Origin of the sequence: Pedococcus sp. 2YAF34, from assembly GCF_052114585.1 — a bacterium.
GTDB lineage: Bacteria > Actinomycetota > Actinomycetes > Actinomycetales > Dermatophilaceae > Pedococcus.
This window is the reverse complement of record NZ_JBFRFA010000032.1, coordinates 1-16,141: the sequence shown is the minus strand read 5'-3', so window position 1 is coordinate 16,141 and position 16,141 is coordinate 1. Positions and strand designations below refer to the sequence as shown.

The 16,141-nt window shown below is 72.4% G+C and carries 14 protein-coding genes and 2 pseudogenes; 3 read left to right on the top strand and 13 right to left on the bottom strand.

What is annotated here, in order from left to right; translation table 11 throughout:
* Positions 1–28: 28 nt before the first annotated feature.
* From iolD to AB4Z02_RS14930, 6 genes and pseudogenes are all read right to left on the bottom strand, one after another.
* Positions 29–1,999, bottom strand: a complete 1,971-nt coding sequence (gene iolD, locus AB4Z02_RS14955) for a 3D-(3,5/4)-trihydroxycyclohexane-1,2-dione acylhydrolase (decyclizing) (protein WP_441971880.1) — start codon at positions 1,997–1,999, stop codon at positions 29–31.
* A complete protein-coding gene (gene iolB, locus AB4Z02_RS14950) occupies positions 1,996–2,919 on the bottom strand; it encodes a 5-deoxy-glucuronate isomerase (protein ID WP_441971878.1) in 924 nt (307 codons plus the stop codon). The genes iolD and iolB overlap by 4 nt, the downstream gene beginning before the upstream one ends.
* Positions 2,916–3,812: a Cgl0159 family (beta/alpha)8-fold protein gene (locus AB4Z02_RS14945; protein ID WP_441971877.1), complete on the bottom strand. Its 897-nt coding sequence runs from the start codon at positions 3,810–3,812 to the stop codon at positions 2,916–2,918. Before AB4Z02_RS14945 ends, iolB begins: the two co-directional genes overlap by 4 nt.
* The gene (gene iolC / locus AB4Z02_RS14940) at positions 3,809–4,765 is read right to left on the bottom strand and encodes a 5-dehydro-2-deoxygluconokinase (RefSeq protein WP_441971914.1); all 957 of its coding nucleotides are present in this window, start codon (positions 4,763–4,765) and stop codon (positions 3,809–3,811) included. Before iolC ends, AB4Z02_RS14945 begins: the two co-directional genes overlap by 4 nt.
* A gap of 192 nt (positions 4,766–4,957) precedes the next feature.
* Positions 4,958–5,578, bottom strand: a pseudogene (locus AB4Z02_RS14935) (TIM barrel protein); the annotation flags it as partial.
* A 107-nt stretch (positions 5,579–5,685) separates the two neighbouring features.
* Positions 5,686–6,690, bottom strand: a complete 1,005-nt coding sequence (locus tag AB4Z02_RS14930; RefSeq protein ID WP_441971875.1) for a Gfo/Idh/MocA family protein — start codon at positions 6,688–6,690, stop codon at positions 5,686–5,688.
* 97 nt (positions 6,691–6,787) lie between these two features.
* Here AB4Z02_RS14930 and AB4Z02_RS14925 point away from each other — a divergent pair, with 97 nt between their 5' ends.
* Positions 6,788–7,537, top strand: coding sequence for a GntR family transcriptional regulator (locus AB4Z02_RS14925; RefSeq protein ID WP_441971874.1), 750 nt, complete (start codon positions 6,788–6,790; stop codon positions 7,535–7,537).
* Positions 7,538–7,616: 79 nt separating this feature from the next.
* Here the strand turns inward: AB4Z02_RS14925 and AB4Z02_RS14920 are convergent, their stop codons facing one another.
* The 7 genes from AB4Z02_RS14920 to AB4Z02_RS14890 all read right to left on the bottom strand — a co-directional run bounded on the left by AB4Z02_RS14920 (position 7,617) and on the right by AB4Z02_RS14890 (position 15,059).
* Positions 7,617–9,281 carry a DUF3352 domain-containing protein gene (locus tag AB4Z02_RS14920; protein WP_441971872.1) on the bottom strand — a complete coding sequence of 555 codons (1,665 nt, stop codon included), beginning with the start codon at positions 9,279–9,281 and terminating at the stop codon, positions 7,617–7,619.
* Positions 9,282–9,413: 132 nt separating this feature from the next.
* Entirely contained in the window at positions 9,414–9,860 is a 447-nt protein-coding gene (rplI, locus tag AB4Z02_RS14915) for a 50S ribosomal protein L9 (protein ID WP_056884211.1), read from the bottom strand.
* 24 nt (positions 9,861–9,884) lie between these two features.
* Positions 9,885–10,121: a 30S ribosomal protein S18 gene (gene rpsR, locus AB4Z02_RS14910; RefSeq protein WP_056884210.1), complete on the bottom strand. Its 237-nt coding sequence runs from the start codon at positions 10,119–10,121 to the stop codon at positions 9,885–9,887.
* A gap of 176 nt (positions 10,122–10,297) precedes the next feature.
* Positions 10,298–10,876 carry a single-stranded DNA-binding protein gene (locus AB4Z02_RS14905; protein WP_056884209.1) on the bottom strand — a complete coding sequence of 193 codons (579 nt, stop codon included), beginning with the start codon at positions 10,874–10,876 and terminating at the stop codon, positions 10,298–10,300.
* 68 nt (positions 10,877–10,944) lie between these two features.
* Complete coding sequence (gene rpsF / locus AB4Z02_RS14900) at positions 10,945–11,232, bottom strand: 30S ribosomal protein S6 (RefSeq protein ID WP_056884208.1); 288 nt, start codon at positions 11,230–11,232, stop codon at positions 10,945–10,947.
* Between the two features lie 168 nt (positions 11,233–11,400).
* Positions 11,401–12,825, bottom strand: coding sequence for a glycosyltransferase 87 family protein (locus AB4Z02_RS14895; RefSeq protein ID WP_441971869.1), 1,425 nt, complete (start codon positions 12,823–12,825; stop codon positions 11,401–11,403).
* Entirely contained in the window at positions 12,822–15,059 is a 2,238-nt protein-coding gene (locus tag AB4Z02_RS14890) for a transglycosylase domain-containing protein (RefSeq protein ID WP_441971868.1), read from the bottom strand. The genes AB4Z02_RS14895 and AB4Z02_RS14890 overlap by 4 nt, the downstream gene beginning before the upstream one ends.
* Positions 15,060–15,383: 324 nt before the next feature.
* On the opposite strand from AB4Z02_RS14890, the gene AB4Z02_RS14885 reads away from it, so the two are divergent.
* Together AB4Z02_RS14885 and AB4Z02_RS14880 are read left to right on the top strand one after the other, a co-directional pair.
* Complete coding sequence (locus AB4Z02_RS14885) at positions 15,384–16,001, top strand: helix-turn-helix transcriptional regulator (protein WP_441971866.1); 618 nt, start codon at positions 15,384–15,386, stop codon at positions 15,999–16,001.
* 3 nt (positions 16,002–16,004) lie between these two features.
* A pseudogene (locus tag AB4Z02_RS14880) lies at positions 16,005–16,141 on the top strand (inositol-3-phosphate synthase); the annotation flags it as partial.

The following is a 16,141-nucleotide window of genomic DNA, read 5'->3' as shown; positions in this document are numbered from 1 at the left end:
CGGCGCGGGGCCCGGCAGGTGGGGGACCTCAGCCGTCCTGGGGACCGACCAGGGGGCGCTGCCGCTGCTTGTGGTCGACGTACTCGGCGTGGGCCTGCCGCGTCGAGTCCAGCTCGGCGACCTGGGCCACCGGCACGTCCCACCAACTGCCGCTGTCGGGCGCGTGCACCGTGGGGTCGGTCTCGACGTGGATGACCACCGGGCCGCCGTCGGCCGGTGCCGCCTTGGCCTCCTTGACCGCCTGCTCCAGCTCGGCCCGCGAGTGCACGTCGATGACGTGGGCACCGAGGCTGCGGGCGTTGGCGGCCAGGTCCACCGGCAGCCGTGGCCCCTCCAACCGACCGGAACCCGTGTCGCGGAAGCGGTAGCTCGTGCCGAAACGCTGCGAGCCCAGCGACTCCGACAGCGACCCGATCGAGTGGAACCCGTGGTTCTGCACGAGGACGACGACGACCTTGACCCGCTCCTGCACCGCCGTCACGAGCTCGGTCGGCATCATCAGGTAGCCGCCGTCTCCGACCATGGCGAAGACGTCGCGGCTCGGGTCCGCGAGACGGATCCCGATGGAGGCAGGGACCTCGTATCCCATGCAGGAGTAGCCGTACTCGACGTGGTAGCCCTTGCGGTCGCGGACCCGCCACAGCTTGTGCAGGTCGCCCGGCATGGAGCCGGCCGCGCACAGGACGACGTCGCGCGGGTCGGTGAGCTCGTTGACCACACCGAGCACCTCGGCCTGGGTGAGCAGGCCCGGCGCCAACGCCCCGGTCACCTCTGCCGCGGGGTGGTATGCCGCCTCGACGCGCGCGTCCCACTCGCGCCAGAGCGCCGCCTGGCGGTCGCGGTGGGCCGGCTCGACGGCATACCCCTCCAGGGCGGACGTCAGCGCGGTCAGGGCCTCACGCGCATCGGCCACCACGGGCAGACCCGCCTGCTTCCCCGCGTCGAACCGCGCGACGTTGATGTTGACGAACCGGACTCCCTTGTCCTGGAAGGCCGTTCGCGACGCCGTGGTGAAGTCGCTCCACCGGGTGCCGACACCGACGACGACATCGGCCTCGGCCGCCAGCGCGTTGGCAGCAGTGGTTCCGGTCGACCCGACGGCGCCCATGAGCTGCGGGTGCCCGTGCGGCAGCGACCCCTTGCCAGCCTGCGTCTCCCCGACCGGGACACCGGTGGCGTCGCAGAAGGCGCCCAGCGCCCCCTCCGCGCCCGAGTAGTGCACACCTCCACCGGCCACGACGAACGGTCTTGCGGCAGAACGGATCAGCGCTGCGGCGTCGGCGATGTCCACCGCCTCGGGCACCGGACGGGCCACCCGCCACACCCGTTCGGCGAAGAGCTCGACCGGCCAGTCGAAGGCCTCGGCCTGCACGTCCTGCGGCAGCGCGATCGTCACGGCGCCGGTCGCGGCCGGGTCGGTGAGCACCCGCATGGCCGCCAGCAGGGCCGACGGCAGCTGCTCGGGACGCTGCACGCGGTCGAAGAAGGCCGACACCGGCCGGAAGGCGTCGTTGACGGTGACGTCGGCGGCGTACGGCTGCTCGAGCTCCTGCAGCACCGGCGCCGACACCCGCGTCGCGAACGTGCCGGAAGGCAACAGCAGCACCGGGATCCGGTTGATGGTGGCGAGCGCCGCACCGGTGAGCATGTTGGTCGAACCGGGTCCCACCGACGCGGTGCAGGCCCAGGTCTGCAGGCGGTCCTTCTGCCGCGCGAAGCCCACCGCCGTGTGGACCATGGCCTGCTCGTTGCGGACGAGGACGTAGGGCAGGTGCTCGTCGTGGGCGGCCGAGCCGTCGCCGAGCTCACCCTGCAGCAGCGCCTGCCCGATCCCGGCGACGTTGCCGTGGCCGAAGATGCCGAGGCAGCCGGCGAACAGCTTCTGCCGGTCACCGTCGCGCTCGGTCCACTGCTGGGCGAGGAACCGCACCAGCGCCTGCGCCACCGTGAGCCGTACGGTGCCGTCGGCGTCCGCCGTCGATCCGTCGTGCGACGTCATCGGTTGCCTCCCAGGGGAAGTCGGGGGTCGACGGCTTGGCCCTCCCACGTCGCGCGCACCCAGCCGTGGGCCGGGTCGTCGCAGATCAGCCAAGCGCGCTCGGCCCCGGGACCAGCCATGACGTTGAGGTAGTAGAGGTCGTAGCCGGGGGGCGCCATCGACGGCCCGTGCCACCCGTGCGGCACGAGCACGACGTCGCCGCTGCGCACCTCGGCGAGCACGTCGATCGGTCGGTCGGCGGTGCCGTAGACCCGTTGGTAGCCCACGGGATCCGGGTTCGGGTCCGCCGAGGACTGCGGGGACCCTTCGGTCACCTGGACCTCGAAGTAGTAGATCTCCTCGAGCTCGGTCTCCACGCCCGGCCGCTCCTCGTCGTGCTTGTGCGGCGGGTAGGAGCTCCAGTTGCCCGCAGGCGTCACCACCTCGCAGGCGATCAGCGAGTCGGCCTCGAGCACCCCGGGGATGCCGAAGTTCCGCACCTCCCGGCTCGCCGCGCCGGCCCCCCGCAGCTCGACCGGCACCTCGGCGGCGGCGAGGTGCCGGAAGGAGGGAGTCGGCGGCAGGTCCCCCGCCGTCGTGACCGCTGAGCACACGGCCACCCGCGCCGGGCCGCCGGTGGCGGTGAGGGACAGGTCTCGGCCGCTCGCGACGTACGTCACGTCCGTGGGTCCTGCGAACACCGAGTCGCGCCCGGCGAGCTCGGCCCGGTCGGCGCCCGACTCGACGAGGACGGAACCCGACAGCGGGACGACGAGGTGCTCACGGTCGGGTGCGCTGACCTCGCGGCGCTGACCGTCGCCGAGCGCCACGACGGACAGGCCGGTGTGGCGCCAGCCCGGGGTCTCGGCGTCGACCACGAGGTCCCAGCCGTCGCGGGCCGCCGAACCCCGCGGGAGCACCCAGCGCGCGTCGTCGCTCACGAGGCGCCACCGTGCACGAGGTCGGCCGCGATGTCCACCGCTGCGGCGACGTCGCCGTCGGCCGGGTAGAGCAGCGCACGCCCGACCACGAGCCCGCGTACGGCGGGGAGCTCCAGCGCCCGCCCCCACGAGGCGTAGGTGTCGCGCGGGTCGCCGTCCGGGTCGCCCCCCAGCAGCAGGGTGGGCAGCGTCGTCGCCTCCATGACCCGGGGCAGGTCGTCGACGACCGGCAGCTTGAGCCAGGTGTGGGCGCTCGACGCGCCCAGCGCCGACGCCACGCCGATCGAGGTGATGACCGAGTCGGGGTCGAGCAGGTTGACGACCCGCCCGTCACGGCGCTGGGACAGGAACGGCTCCACCATCGCCATGAGGCCGTGCTCGGCCAGCTCGGTCACCGCCTGCGCGCTCGCCTCGAGGGTGGCGACGGTGCCCGGGTCGTCGAAGCAGATCCGGGTGAGCATCTTGCCGCCGTCGAGGCCGTTCGCGGCGAGGTCGCGGGCGCGGTAGGCGGTGAACCGGTCGTCGAGCTCGAACGTGGCCCCCTGCAGGCCGCCCCGGTTCATCGACCCGATGGCGACCTTCCCCTCGAGGGCACCGAGGAGGAGCAGGTCGTCGAGGACGTCAGGGGTCCCGAGGACGCCGTCGACACCGGGGCGCGACAGGGCGGTCACGAGCCGCCCGAGCAGGTCGACCCGGCTGGCCATGGCCCGCGGCTGGTCACGCACGCCGAGGGCGGCCCGCGCGGGGTGGTCGGCCGCCACGAGCAGGAGCCGCCCGTCGTCGCGGACCAGCGGCCGCAGGCACCGGTTCTCCCAGGCGTCGCGGATCCGGGCAGGCTCGCGGGCGCGGATCTCGGTGAGCTCGGCGACCGACACGCGACCGGTGGTGGTCATGCCCGGCTCACGGCGAGCAGGGCGAGGACCTCTTGCTCGGTCGGCATGGCGGTGGAGCACTCCAGCTTCGAGGCGACGACCGCGCCGGCGACGTTGGCGAACTCCAGGGTCCGGCGCAGGTCCCAGCCGCTGAGCAGGCCGTGGCAGAGGGCACCCCCGAACGCGTCCCCCGCGCCGAGGCCGTTGACGACCTCCACGGGGAACGCCGGCACCTCGACCCGCTCCTCGCGCGTCGCCGCCAGCACGCCCTTCGGCCCCTGCTTGACGACGGCGAGGGACACGCCCCGGTCGAGCAGGGCGTCCGCGGCACGGTGGGGCTCGACCTCGCCGACCGCCACCTCGCACTCCTCACGGTTGCCCACCGCGACGGTGACGTGCTCGAGGGCGGCAGCCACCTGGGCGCTGGCCTCCTCGGGGTGCGGCCAGAACATGGGCCGGTAGTCGAGGTCGAGGACGGTGTGGGCCGCTCGCCCGCGGGCCGCCCACGCGGCGAAGTGGGCCGCCCGGCTGGGCTCCTGCGACAGGCCGGTCACCGTGGCCCACAGGATCCGCGCGTCCCGGATCGCCTCGAGCGGGAGCTCGTCCGCCTCGATCATCAGGTCGGGGGCGATGGGGTAGCGGTAGAACCACAGCGGGAAGTCGTCCGGCGGGTGCACCTCGCAGAACGTCACCGGGGTGGGTGGTCCGTCGACCGCGGTCACGAAGCGGTCGTCCACGCCGAGCTCGCGCAGCGCCCGGTGCACGTAGCGGCCGAACGGGTCGTCCCCCGTGCGGGTGATGAGGGCCGTGCGCAGCCCGTACCGCGCCGCGGCGACGGACACGTTGGTGGCGCTGCCCCCGAGGAACTTCTGGAACGTCTCGACGTCCTCCAGCCCCACCCCGTGCTGGAGCGGGTAGATGTCGACCCCGGTGCGGCCGATCGCCACGAGGTCGTACGGCGCGACCGGCGCCACCGGCGCCACCGCGAGCAGGTGGGCCAGGCTCGTCCGCACGGACTCCAGCGGCCCGCCCGACCCGGGCGCGTTCTCGCCGGAGCCACCCGCGCCGGAGCCAACCGCGCCGGGGTCGCTCGTCAGGATGGTGTCCTGCTCGAGGACGTACCAGCCGGCATACCCGTGACCCTCCAGGGAGCCGACGATGGCGGCGACGTCGACGTCGCCCTGGCCCAGTGGGACGTACATCCCGTCGCGCACCGCCTCGGTGTAGGTCGCCTCGCCCGACTGCACCTGTCGGGCCCGGTCGAGGCGGACGTCCTTGAGGTGGACGTGGGCGATGCGCTCGGGGTGCTCGACCGCCAGGGCTACCGGGTCGCCGCCGCCGATGAGCAGGTGGCCGGTGTCGAGGCAGAGGGCGATTCGGCTGCCGGCGAGCACCCGCGCGGTCTCCTCCCCGGTCTCGACCATGGTGCCGACGTGCGGGTGCAGGGTCGCGGTGAGCCCGTGGCTGCGCGCCGCGTCGTCGAGCCGGTCGAGGTTGGCGAGGAGCGTCGCCCACGCCGCGTGGTCGAGCACCGGGCGCGCGTCGTACCCCTCACGCCCCGAGGCCGCGGCGAGCACCACCACCGACGCGCCGGCCTCCGCGAGCGCCGCCATCGCCTCCTGCGCCTCGGGCAGCGGGTCGTGCCCGGGGTCGTGCACGACCACCGGCACGAACTGCGCCACGGCCGAGAGCCCGTGCGCGGCGAGCACCCGCGAGCGCTCGGCGGCGTCGTCGGGGAGGAACCCGTCGGGCCCGAACTCCGTCGCGCGCAGCCCCACGGCCTGCATCTGGGCGAGGACCGTCTCCGGGTCGTACTGCCAGCCCCACCCGGGCACCTCGCACACGCCCCACGAGATCGGCGCCCCCGCCACGCGCTCCGCCAACGGCCGCGCCGTCACAGCGAGTCCACCTCGTCCAGCCGCACGACGCGGCCCTCGCGGCGCGAGATGTCGCAGGCCTCGGCGACCCGGAACGCCTCGAGGGCGTCGGCCACGGTGCACGGCGACGGGCGCAGCCCCCGGACGACGTCGGCGAAGGCGGTGAGCTCGGCGCGGTACGCCGGCAGGAACCGGTCCATGAACGAGTGGTGCACCGGCCCGGGCGGGAAGGTGACCCCGGGCTCGGCCGAGGTGAGGGCCAGCGAGTCGTCGAGGCCGACGGCGATGCTGCCGGTGCTGCCGACGACCTCCAGCCGCACGTCGTGCCCGGCGCCGTTGTAGCGCGTGGACGAGACCTGGGCGAGCGTGCCGTCGTCGAGGGTGAGCACCGCGGCCGCGGTGTCGACGTCACCCGCCTGGCCGAAGAACGCCTCACCGCGGTTGGAGCCGGTCGCGAAGACCGAGACGACCTCGCGGCCGGTGACGAACCGGATGATGTCGAAGTCGTGGACGTTGCAGTCGCGGAAGATGCCGCCGCTGGTGGGGATGTATGCCGCGTGGGGCGGGGCCTCGTCGCCGGTGACCGCCCGCAGCGTGTGCACGAACCCGAGGTCACCGCTGCGGACCACCTCGGCGGCCCGCCGGTAGCCGGCGTCGAAGCGGCGCTGGAACCCCACGTGCACGGGCACGTCGACACTGGCGGCCAGCTTGGCCAGCTCGATGCTCTCGGCGAGAGTGCCGGCGACCGGCTTCTCGCAGAAGGTCGGCACGCCGGCCTCGAGACCGGCCCGCAGCAGGGAGGCGTGGGCGTTGGTGGCCGCGGCCACGACGAACCCGTCGACCCCCTCGGCGAGCATCGCCCGGGGGCTGTCGGCCCACCCCACGCCGAGCCGTGCCGCGACCCCGCGGCCGACCTCGGCGTTGGCGTCGGTGACGACGAGCTCGTCCACGGCGTCGAGCGCCCTGAGGGTCTCGGTGTGGAAGGCGCCGATCCGTCCGACGCCCGCAAGGCCGATGCGCATGGTGGCCAGCGTGGCAACCGCGGACCACCCTGTCAACCAAATGTCCTGACATTCTCATGTCATCGCCTCAGAACGCTCTGCCGCTACCCTGTCGCCCATGGCCAGGCAGCTCGGGGTGCAGATCGAGGTGCAGATCGACCGCACCTCCCCCGTGCCGCTCTACCACCAGCTCGCGCAGCAGCTGGCCGCCGCCGTGACGGCCGGTCGGCTCCAGCCGGGCGACCCGTTCGAGAACGAGGTGGCCCTCGGCGAACGCCTCGGGCTGTCGCGCCCGACCGTGCGCCGCGCGTTCCAGGACCTGGTCGCCCAGGGCCTGCTCGTGCGCCGCCGCGGGCTCGGCACCACGGTCGCCAACCGCAAGGTGCACCGCCGGGCCGAGCTCACCAGCCTGTGGGACGACCTCACCCGCTCCGGTGACGCGCCCACCACCCGGGTGCTCTCGCTCGAGGTGGTGCGCGACGAGCACGCGGCGGCTGCCCTCGACCTGCCGCCCGAGGCCGAGCTGCTGCACGTCGTCCGGCTGCGGACCGCCGACGCGACCCCCCTGGCCGTCATGCGCAACTGGCTGCCGACGACCTTCGGCGACCTCACCCGCGAGCAGCTCGAGCACGAGGGCCTGTACGCCGTGCTGCGCGCGCGCGGCGTGCGACCCGTCGTGGCCCACCAGGTCATCGGGGCGCGGATGCCGACCGCCGCCGAGCGCCGGCACCTGCAGATCCGTGGCACCGAGCCGGTGCTGACCATGACCCGCAGCGCCTTCGACGCAGCCGGCAACGCGGTCGAGTACGGCGACCACTGCTACAAGGCGTCGAGCTACAGCATCGAGGTCATGGTCGACGAACGCTGAGGCCCGCCGTCCCCGGGCGGGGAGGCGGGCCTCGCGGTCCTGCCCTCGGCTGGGTAGCCGTGCGTCCCGGCCGGGGGGACTACTTGGTCGTGAGCCGCACCGAGAAGTCGGCGCTGTTGCCCTCACCGGAGGCGGTGAACCCGAGCGCCGCCAGGTTCGCGATGTCGGCGGCTTCCTGCTTGGACGAGGGTGACTCGTCCTTGAACGCCGCGACCAGCCCGGAGATGTCGACGTACCCGGCCACCCGGGCCTTGTCGACGTCACGGACGGAGTCCTTGAACCCGGGCATCTCGCCGAGGCCCTTGCCGGTCGACACCTCGGTGGCGTAGTCGTCGGTGAGCGCCAGCACGGACCGTCCCTGACCCGGGCGGAACGCCAGCTCGTCGGGGGAGGTCAGGCCCGACCCGGCCGTGGCGATCTTCTGCAGCACGGCCTGGTCGCCGTTGCCGACGATGGCGACCTTCGGCGCACCGTCCGAGCCCATCCCGCCGAACGCCACGGTGAACTGGCTGCCCAGGGCGGCGGCGAGGTCGTCCGGCACCGAGATGCCGAGCATGTCCTCGACCTGCTTGAGACCGTCGTCGAACTCCTTGGTGCCGAGCGTCGCGCGCAGGCTCTTCTCGACCTCCGGCCACCCCGCCTTGAGCTGGTCGCCCGCGTTGGCGACGCTGATCGCGGCCAGGGTGTCGTCCGGGAGCCCGCTGAGCGCGGCGCCGACCCGCTGGGTGCCCATGAACTGGGTCTTCGCGCCGTTGACGTGGCCGGCGAGCTCGAGGTTGGGCCCGTCGAACCGCAGCGCGACCGCGGTCCGGCCGCTGCCGGTCGGGTTGGCCGCGCCGGAGGGCAGGACCCCCGCGGCGCCGCCCAGCGTCGCCATCAGGGGGGTCGCCTTGTCGGAGTCGAACCACGCGGCCGCGACGCCGTCCTCACCGAGGGCATCCATGTCCTGGCGGAAGGTGGGGGCGTCGGCGAGCGACCCCTTCTCGGTCGCCGTGACGACGGCGTCGAGCGCGGCCCCGTCCTTGCCCTCGGTGCACACGGCGTAGTCCTCCAGCACGCGGCAGGCGCCGCCGAGGCCGGACGCGACCGACGGGAGGCTCTTCTTCGCCGCACCGGCGTCGGTGACCGCCAGGGCGAGGACCGGGGTCGGCTCGTCCTTGGCGGTGGCGCCCGGGACGAGCGCGATGCCGAGGCGCCGGCCCAGCCAGGGCTCCACGTCCTTGGCGTAGTCGACGTCCTTGAGGTTGCCGTCCTTCTGCAGGGCCTCGAAGGCCACCTTGCGCAGGTCGGAGTCCTCCGACACCTGGCCCTTGACCTTCGGGAAGCTGCGCAGGAAGCGGACGGCGTCGATCTTCTGGCCGGCCGACGGGTCGAGGTCGACCTTGGCGAACGCCACGGCCGTCGACGGCAGCACCGACTCGGGCTGCGCGCCGCCACCGCTCAGCGCGGAGTACGCGAAGGCGCCACCGCTGCCGAGCACGACGATCCCGAGCAGGCCGCCCACCAAGGCGACCGTCCGCCCACGACGGCGGGCCGGGGCCGGACCGCCGAGCAGCGGCGCGTCGTCGTCCTCGGGCGGGCGGCCGTGAGAACCGTGGTCCCCTGCGGCGTGCGCGGCGAGGGCCTCCTGGGAGGGGTATCCCGCGGCGTACTGGGACTGGTAGGCCGACGGCCGGTAGGGCTCGGCGGGCTGGTCCCCCTCCGACCGCTCAGGACGGCTCGGCTCGAACAACGATCCGGACATGCTTCTCCCCCGTGTGGTCTGGCGCCTGGTGCAGCCGCCCCCCGGCAGCTGTGGCGACTGTGCGGCTGCCGACTATACGAAAGGCCCGGTCCCCCCTGCGGGGGAACCGGGCCTTTCGAGCCGAACGGACGATCAGCCGGCGACCACGTCGAGCTTCAGGGTGGCCTGAACCTCGGGGTGCAGGCGCACGAGCGCCTCGTGGGTGCCGACCGACTTGATCGGGGTGGTGATCTCGATCTTGCGGCGGTCGAGCTCCGGGCCGCCTGCGGCCTTGACCGCGGAGGCGACGTCGGCGGTGGAGACGGCGCCGAAGAGGCGGCCGCCGGTGCCGGCGTGCGCGACGACCTTGACGGCCTTGTTCTCGAGGTTGCCCTTGATGGACTTGGCCTCGTCGAGGGTCTTCACGGCGCGGACCTCACGGCCCTTGTTGATCGCGTCGACCTCCTTCTGCCCACCCTTGGTCCACGCGGTGGCCAGGCCACGGCGGAACAGGAAGTTGCGGGCGTACCCGTCCTTGACGTCGACGACGTCGCCGGGGTTGCCGAGGCTGGAGACCTCGTGCGTGAGGATGACCTTCATGTCAGTTCCTTCCTGGTCCCCGGCTCAGCGGGACGAGCTGGAGTAGGGCAGCAGCGCCATCTCGCGGGCGTTCTTGACCGCGGTGGCGATGAGCCGCTGCTCCTGGACGGACACACCGGTCACCCGACGCGCGCGGATCTTGCCGCGGTCGGAGATGAACTTGCGCAGCAGCGCGGTGTCCTTGTAGTCGATGTTCTCGACCTTCGCCGCCTTCAGCGGGTTGGCCTTCTTCTTGGGCTTGCGCACAACGGGCTTGGCCATCGTGGTGCTCTCCTTCTGCGAAGTGTCTTCGCGGATGAGCCCTGGTCTCCCAGGGATGGTGTTCTTCGAGTGTGTCCTGCCTGGCCGGTGTCAGCCGGCTCGGCAGTGGTGGGTACGGCGTGCGGGGGCGTTCGGTCCGAACGCGACCCGACGGCGTACCGGTGGGACCGGTCCGGTCAGAAGGGGGGCTCGTCGTAGGACGGCGCGCCGCCGCCCCAACCGCCACCCTGCTGGCCGCCACCCTGCGGGGAGCCCTGCGAACCACCCTGGCCGCCGGCGGAGGGCCCGGTCGCCCAGGGGTCCTCCTGCTGGCCGCCGCCATAACCTCCACCAGCGGCGCCGCCACCACCCTGCTGGCCGCCGCCGGAGAAGCCTCCGCCGCCGGTGCCGCGCTGGGTGCGGTTGACCTTTGCCGTCGCGTAGCGCAGGGACGGGCCGACCTCGTCGACCTCCATCTCGACGACGGTGCGCTTCTCGCCCTCCTTGGTCTCGTACGAACGAGACTTCAGGCGGCCGGAGACGATGACCCGGGTGCCCCGCTGGAGGGACTCGGCCACGTTCTCGGCAGCGTCGCGCCACACCGAGCAGCGCATGAACAGGGTCTCCCCGTCCTTCCACTCGTTGGACTGCCGGTCGAACTGCCGCGGCGTGGAGGCCACGGTGAAGTTCGCGACGGCAGCACCCGAGGGGGTGAAGCGCAGCTCGGGGTCGCCGGTGATGTTGCCGATGACCGTGATGATGGTGTCGCCAGCCATGAAGCGTGTCCCCTGTTCGGTAGGTCAGGTCTGGTGGAACGGGTGGTGCAGGTGCAGAGTCTGGCTGCTCAGGCGCCGGGGCGCAGGAGCTTGGTGCGCATGACCGACTCGTTGAGGCCGAGCTGGCGGTCGAGCTCCTTGGCCGTGGCCGGCTCCGCGGTGAAGTTGACGACGGCGTAGATGCCCTCGGCCTTCTTCTTGATCTCGAAAGCCAGGCGACGACGGCCCCAGATGTCGACGTTGTCGACGGTGCCCTTGTCCTTGGTGATGACGGTGAGGAACTTGTCGAGCGACGGAGCGACCGTGCGGTCGTCCAGCTCGGGGTCGAGGATGACCATGAGTTCGTACTGACGCATGCTGATAACCCGCCTCCTTTGGTCTATGGCGGTCACGGTCTCTCCGTGACAGGAGGGTTGCAGTGCGAACCCCTGGGGCGCACCGGTGGGCGAGCCTCGGGGGAACTGGACAAGGGTACCGGGCGCGGGCGACAACGCCGAATCACTTGTCCACAGGCTCCCGGGGCCTCAGGCCAGGCGGACGATCAGCCGGTCCGGCGCCCCGGCGAACTCCCCGTCGACCTCGTCGACCTCGTCGAGGTCCCCCACCGCGGTCCTTGCTGGATCCGACGGGTCCTGGTCCGCCGCATCCAGCAAAGGCCCAGGCTCGCTGGGGGTCGGGGCGGGCAGCGGCTCGGGGGCTCGACGGGAGGCGGTGCGCCAGACCCGCCACACGAGGTAGCCGACCGAGGCAACGCGCAGGAGCAGGAACGCGGCGTACCAGCCGGCGGGCAGGCCGCGGTCGGGCTTGGACAGGCCAGCGACGTAGAGCCACACCGCGAGGAAGTGCAGCGCCTCGGCACCGGCCCACACGAGGTGGTCGCGCCAGCGGACGCCGCACAGGGCGACCAGGGGCACCAGCCACAGCGACGCCTGCACGGGGAACGACTTGCCGGCGAGCAGCGAGAGCCCGACCAGGACCAGGACCACCTCGGCCACGGTGGGGCGGCGGTCGGTGCCGAGCGCGAACAGCGTGCCCGCCACCACGGCCACGGCGAGGCCGACCACGGTGACCAGGGTGGTCGGGCCGGTGGGCAGCGGGTGGCCGAGCAGCTGCGGCACCATCCACACCGAGCCGAGGCCGGCGGCGCTGTCCCACCACACCTGCGTCGAGCGCAGGATCGCCGAGGGGTGGCCGACGAGGAAGGGCAGCATGACGATCGCGACGGCCCCCGCAGCGGCGAGCAGGGTGCGGCGCACGGCCGCGAGCCGGCCGCTGCGCACGCCGAGGACGACCAGTGCCAGCAGGATCAGCAGGGGGTAGGTCCGCGCCACCACCGCGAGGCCGAGCAGCACGCCGGCCACGACGGGTCGGCGACGCGCCCACGCCCACAGGCCCGCGCTGGCCAGCGCCACCCCGAACAGGTCCGGGGACACCAAGGCGGCGAGGAGCAGGACCGGGCTGAGCGCCACGTGCGCGGCGTCGGCCGCGTGGTACGGGCGTGAGGCCGCCGTGAGGTAGACGGTCGCGACGACGAGGGCTGCACCGAGCAGCGCCCACAGCGCGAAGTACCACCGCGTCTGGTCGAGCAGCGAGCCGTCCGGCACGAGGCCCCCGAGCCAGGCCATGACGGCACCGGTGAGCACCGGGTGGTCGGCCCGTGCACCGTCACCGCCGACGTACGACGCGAGGCCTGAGCCGAGGTTGCCGAGCTGGTACTGCGCCGGCAGGTCGGAGAAGCAGGCGTGCCAGAACTGGTCGGAGCCGTTCCAGCCCTTCTGGACGCAGTGGGCACGCTCGACGACGGACAGCGCCGTCGTCGCCGCCCCCGCGACCAGCAGCGGCACGACCGTCGCGAGCCACGAGGTCGCCCGCGCCGAGGCATGGCGGCCGAGCGGCCCGCCGACGACCGCCAGCGAGCTGCTCGGCAGCACGTCCCGCTGGCGCGTCACTGCGTCGTGGGGGAGCTCTGCGCCGTGGGCGTGCCCTGCGCCCCCGTGCCGCCGGGCACCGGGATCGTCACCGTCGTCGACGGGGACGGCGGTGGGTTCGTCCTGGTCCTCGTCGGCGAGGGCTTCGTCGTCTTCGTCGTCGACGGCGTGGTCGTCGTGCTGGTGGTGGTGGTCGTCGTGGTCGTCGTCGTGGTGCTCGTCGTGGACGACGTGCTCGGCGGCGGCGGGGGCGGGGTGTACACCTGGTCGTCGCCGACGCCGGCGCGCGCCGGGAAGTCGAGCACCTTCTGGCCGTCGAGGGCGTCCTTCATGAAGTCGGTCCAGATCCGCACCGGGACGGTGCCACCGGTCAGCTCGACGCCGTTGACGTCGTTCATCGACAGCTCGGCGCCGTTCTTGCCGGTGCTGTAGATGCCGACCGCCGTCGCCAGCTGCGGGGTGAACCCGTCGAACCACGCGGCCTTGTTGTCGGTGGTCGTACCGGTCTTGCCCGCCGCGGGGCGGCCGAGGTTCTGGGCGAACTCCGCGGTGCCGTTCTTGATCGGCTGCTGCATCGCATCGGTCACGTCGGCGATGACCTCGGGGTCGAAGGCGGCCTTCTTGGCCGGCTTGGCCTTGTAGTTGAGCTCGCCGGGACCGCCCTTGACGGTCCGGATGAAGTACGGCGTCACCCGCTGGCCCTTCGCGGCGATCGTGGCGTAGGCGTTGGCCATGTCGATGATCTTGACGTGCGACGTGCCCAGGACGTTGGCGTAGTTGGTGCCGAGACCCTTGGCCGGCAGGCCGGCGGCGACGGCGGCGTCACGCGTCGCCTTGGGGCCGACCTTGATGTTGAGCTGCGCGTAGACGGTGTTGACCGAGTGGCCCGTCGCGGTGCGTAGGTCGATGTTGCCGAACTGCTCACCCGGGAAGGGACCGAAGTTGCGCACCCCACCGCGCCGCAGGAAGTCGGTCGAAGCACCCGAGTCCTCGAACTCCTTGAAGTACTGCGGCGACCGGCCGTCGAACTTCGTCTTCGTGCTGATCGGGTCCTTCGCCGACACCGCGGCCAGCAGGGTGAAGATCTTGAACGTCGACCCGGCCTGCATGGTGGCCTGGGTCGCGGTGTTGAACTGCTCCTTGCGGTAGTCCGCGCCGCCGTACATCGCCACGACCGCACCGTCTCCGGGCTTGATCGAGGTGAGCCCGACGCGCAGGGTGCTCGCGTCCTTGCCGGTCGGCATCCGGTCCCGGACCGCGGCGACCGCGGCGTCCTGGGCCTTCTTGTCGATCGTCGTGACGATCTTGTAGCCGCCACGGTCGATGTCGGCGTCCGAGAGCTTGAGCTTGCCCTTGAGCTCGTCCTTGACGGCCTGGGTGATGAAGCCGTTGGGGCCGCTCGCGGCCTTCCGGGGCTTGTAGGTCACGACCTTGGGGAAGGTCGCCTGGGCGCGGTCGGCGGCCGAGATCCAGCCCTCGGTCTTCATGCCGTCCATGACGTAGGTCCAGCGGTCCCTGGCGTTCTGCTCCTGCTGCTTGCCCAGGCCAGGGTCGTAGAACGACGGACCGCGGATCACCGAGGCGAGCAGGGCGCCCTCGGACGGCGTGAGCTTGGAGACGTCCTTGTTGAAGTAGGCCTTGGACGCGGTCTGGATGCCGTAGGCGCCGCGGCCGTAGTAGATGGTGTTGAGGTAGTCCTCGAGGATCTGGTCCTTGGACTTCTGCTTCGCGATCTTGATGGAGATGATGATCTCCTTGCCCTTGCGCGACAGCGTCTGGTCCTGGCTCAGGAAGTAGTTCTTGACGTACTGCTGCGTGATCGTCGACCCGCCCTGGGTGGCCCCGCCGCGCAGCCCCACCCAGACCGCGCGGGCGATACCGCTCGGGCTGATGCCGGAGTTGCGGTAGAAGCTGCGGTCCTCGGCCGCGAGGTGGGCACGCCGGACGGCGACGGGCACCTGCGAGAGCTTGACCGACTCGCGGTTGACCTCGCTGATCCGGTCGATCTCGGTCTTGCCGTCGGCGTAGTAGATGACCGAGGCCTGCGCGCTCGCGAGGTCGTTGGGCTCCGGCGCCTTGATCAGGGCGTAGGCGACGAAGAAGCCCGCGATCGCCAGGACGAACCCGGCCAGCGCCACGATGCCGAGCCGCTTGGCCCACAGCTTCTTGCGGCTCTGCGGGGGCTTCGGGCCCCCGACACGACGGTCTCCGCCCGCCTTCGCCTGGGCGCGCGTCTTGGGACGTGAGGAGCTCATGGGGCCTTCCGATCGGCAGACAGCAGGTGTCGGGCCACTGCGTCCAGCAGTGGCCCGGTCCCCGACAACTGAGGCTCAGTATGACGGCTGACCTGTGGATTGCCTCATCGGAGCGGGTCCGCCGCTCAGGAACGAGGAGGCCCCCCGGCCCTCCCGGCGCCGTCGGCGATGCGTCGTACCGGTGTATCGACTCGATATATCCGCGGCATGTATGGTGACCTGACAAAGCCCGAGATTGTCACCCCGCCCCCCGGGCGGCCACGACGCCCGGGCACCCCGCCCGAGCCCACGACCGCGCACCACGACCGACCCGAGGAGGACGCCATGGCCGCACGCCGTACCGAGCTCCTCGAGTTCGCGGTCCTCGGGCTCCTGCACGAGGCACCCCAGCACGGCTACGAGCTGCGCAAGCGGCTCAACGCCGCGCTCGGGCCCTTCCGGGCGCTGTCCTACGGCACCCTGTACCCCTGCCTGCGGGGGCTGCTCGAGCGCCACTGGATCGTCGAGTCGGACGCGGCGGACGCCGCCGCGGCGACCGCCGGGACCAAGCGCGCGCGGATCGTCTACGAGCTCACGGCCGAGGGCAAGGAGCGGTTCCAGGACCTGCTGCGCGAGGCGGGTCCGACGGCGTGGGAGGACGACACGTTCGACGTGCACTTCGCCTTCTTCGCCCGCACCGAGGCCGAGGTACGGCTGCGGATCCTCGAGGGGCGCCGCAGCCGGCTCGAGGAGCGGCTGGCCAACATCAGGGCCGCCTCGGCGAAGAACCGCGAGCGCTTCGACAGCTACACCGCCGAGCTCGAGCGGCACGGCCTGGACTCCGCCGAGCGCGAGGTCCGCTGGCTCAACGAGCTCATCACGGCCGAGCGCAACACCCCCTCGGCCACCACCGCCACACCCCCGAACGACCAACCGATCACCCCGATCAACCACAAGGAGTAACCCATGGGATCCGTGCGTGTCGCCATCGTCGGCGTCGGCAACTGCGCCAGCTCGCTGGTGCAGGGAGTCGAGTACTACAAGGACGCTGACCCCTCGGGCACCGTCCCGGGTCTGATGCACGTGCAGCTCGGTGACTACCA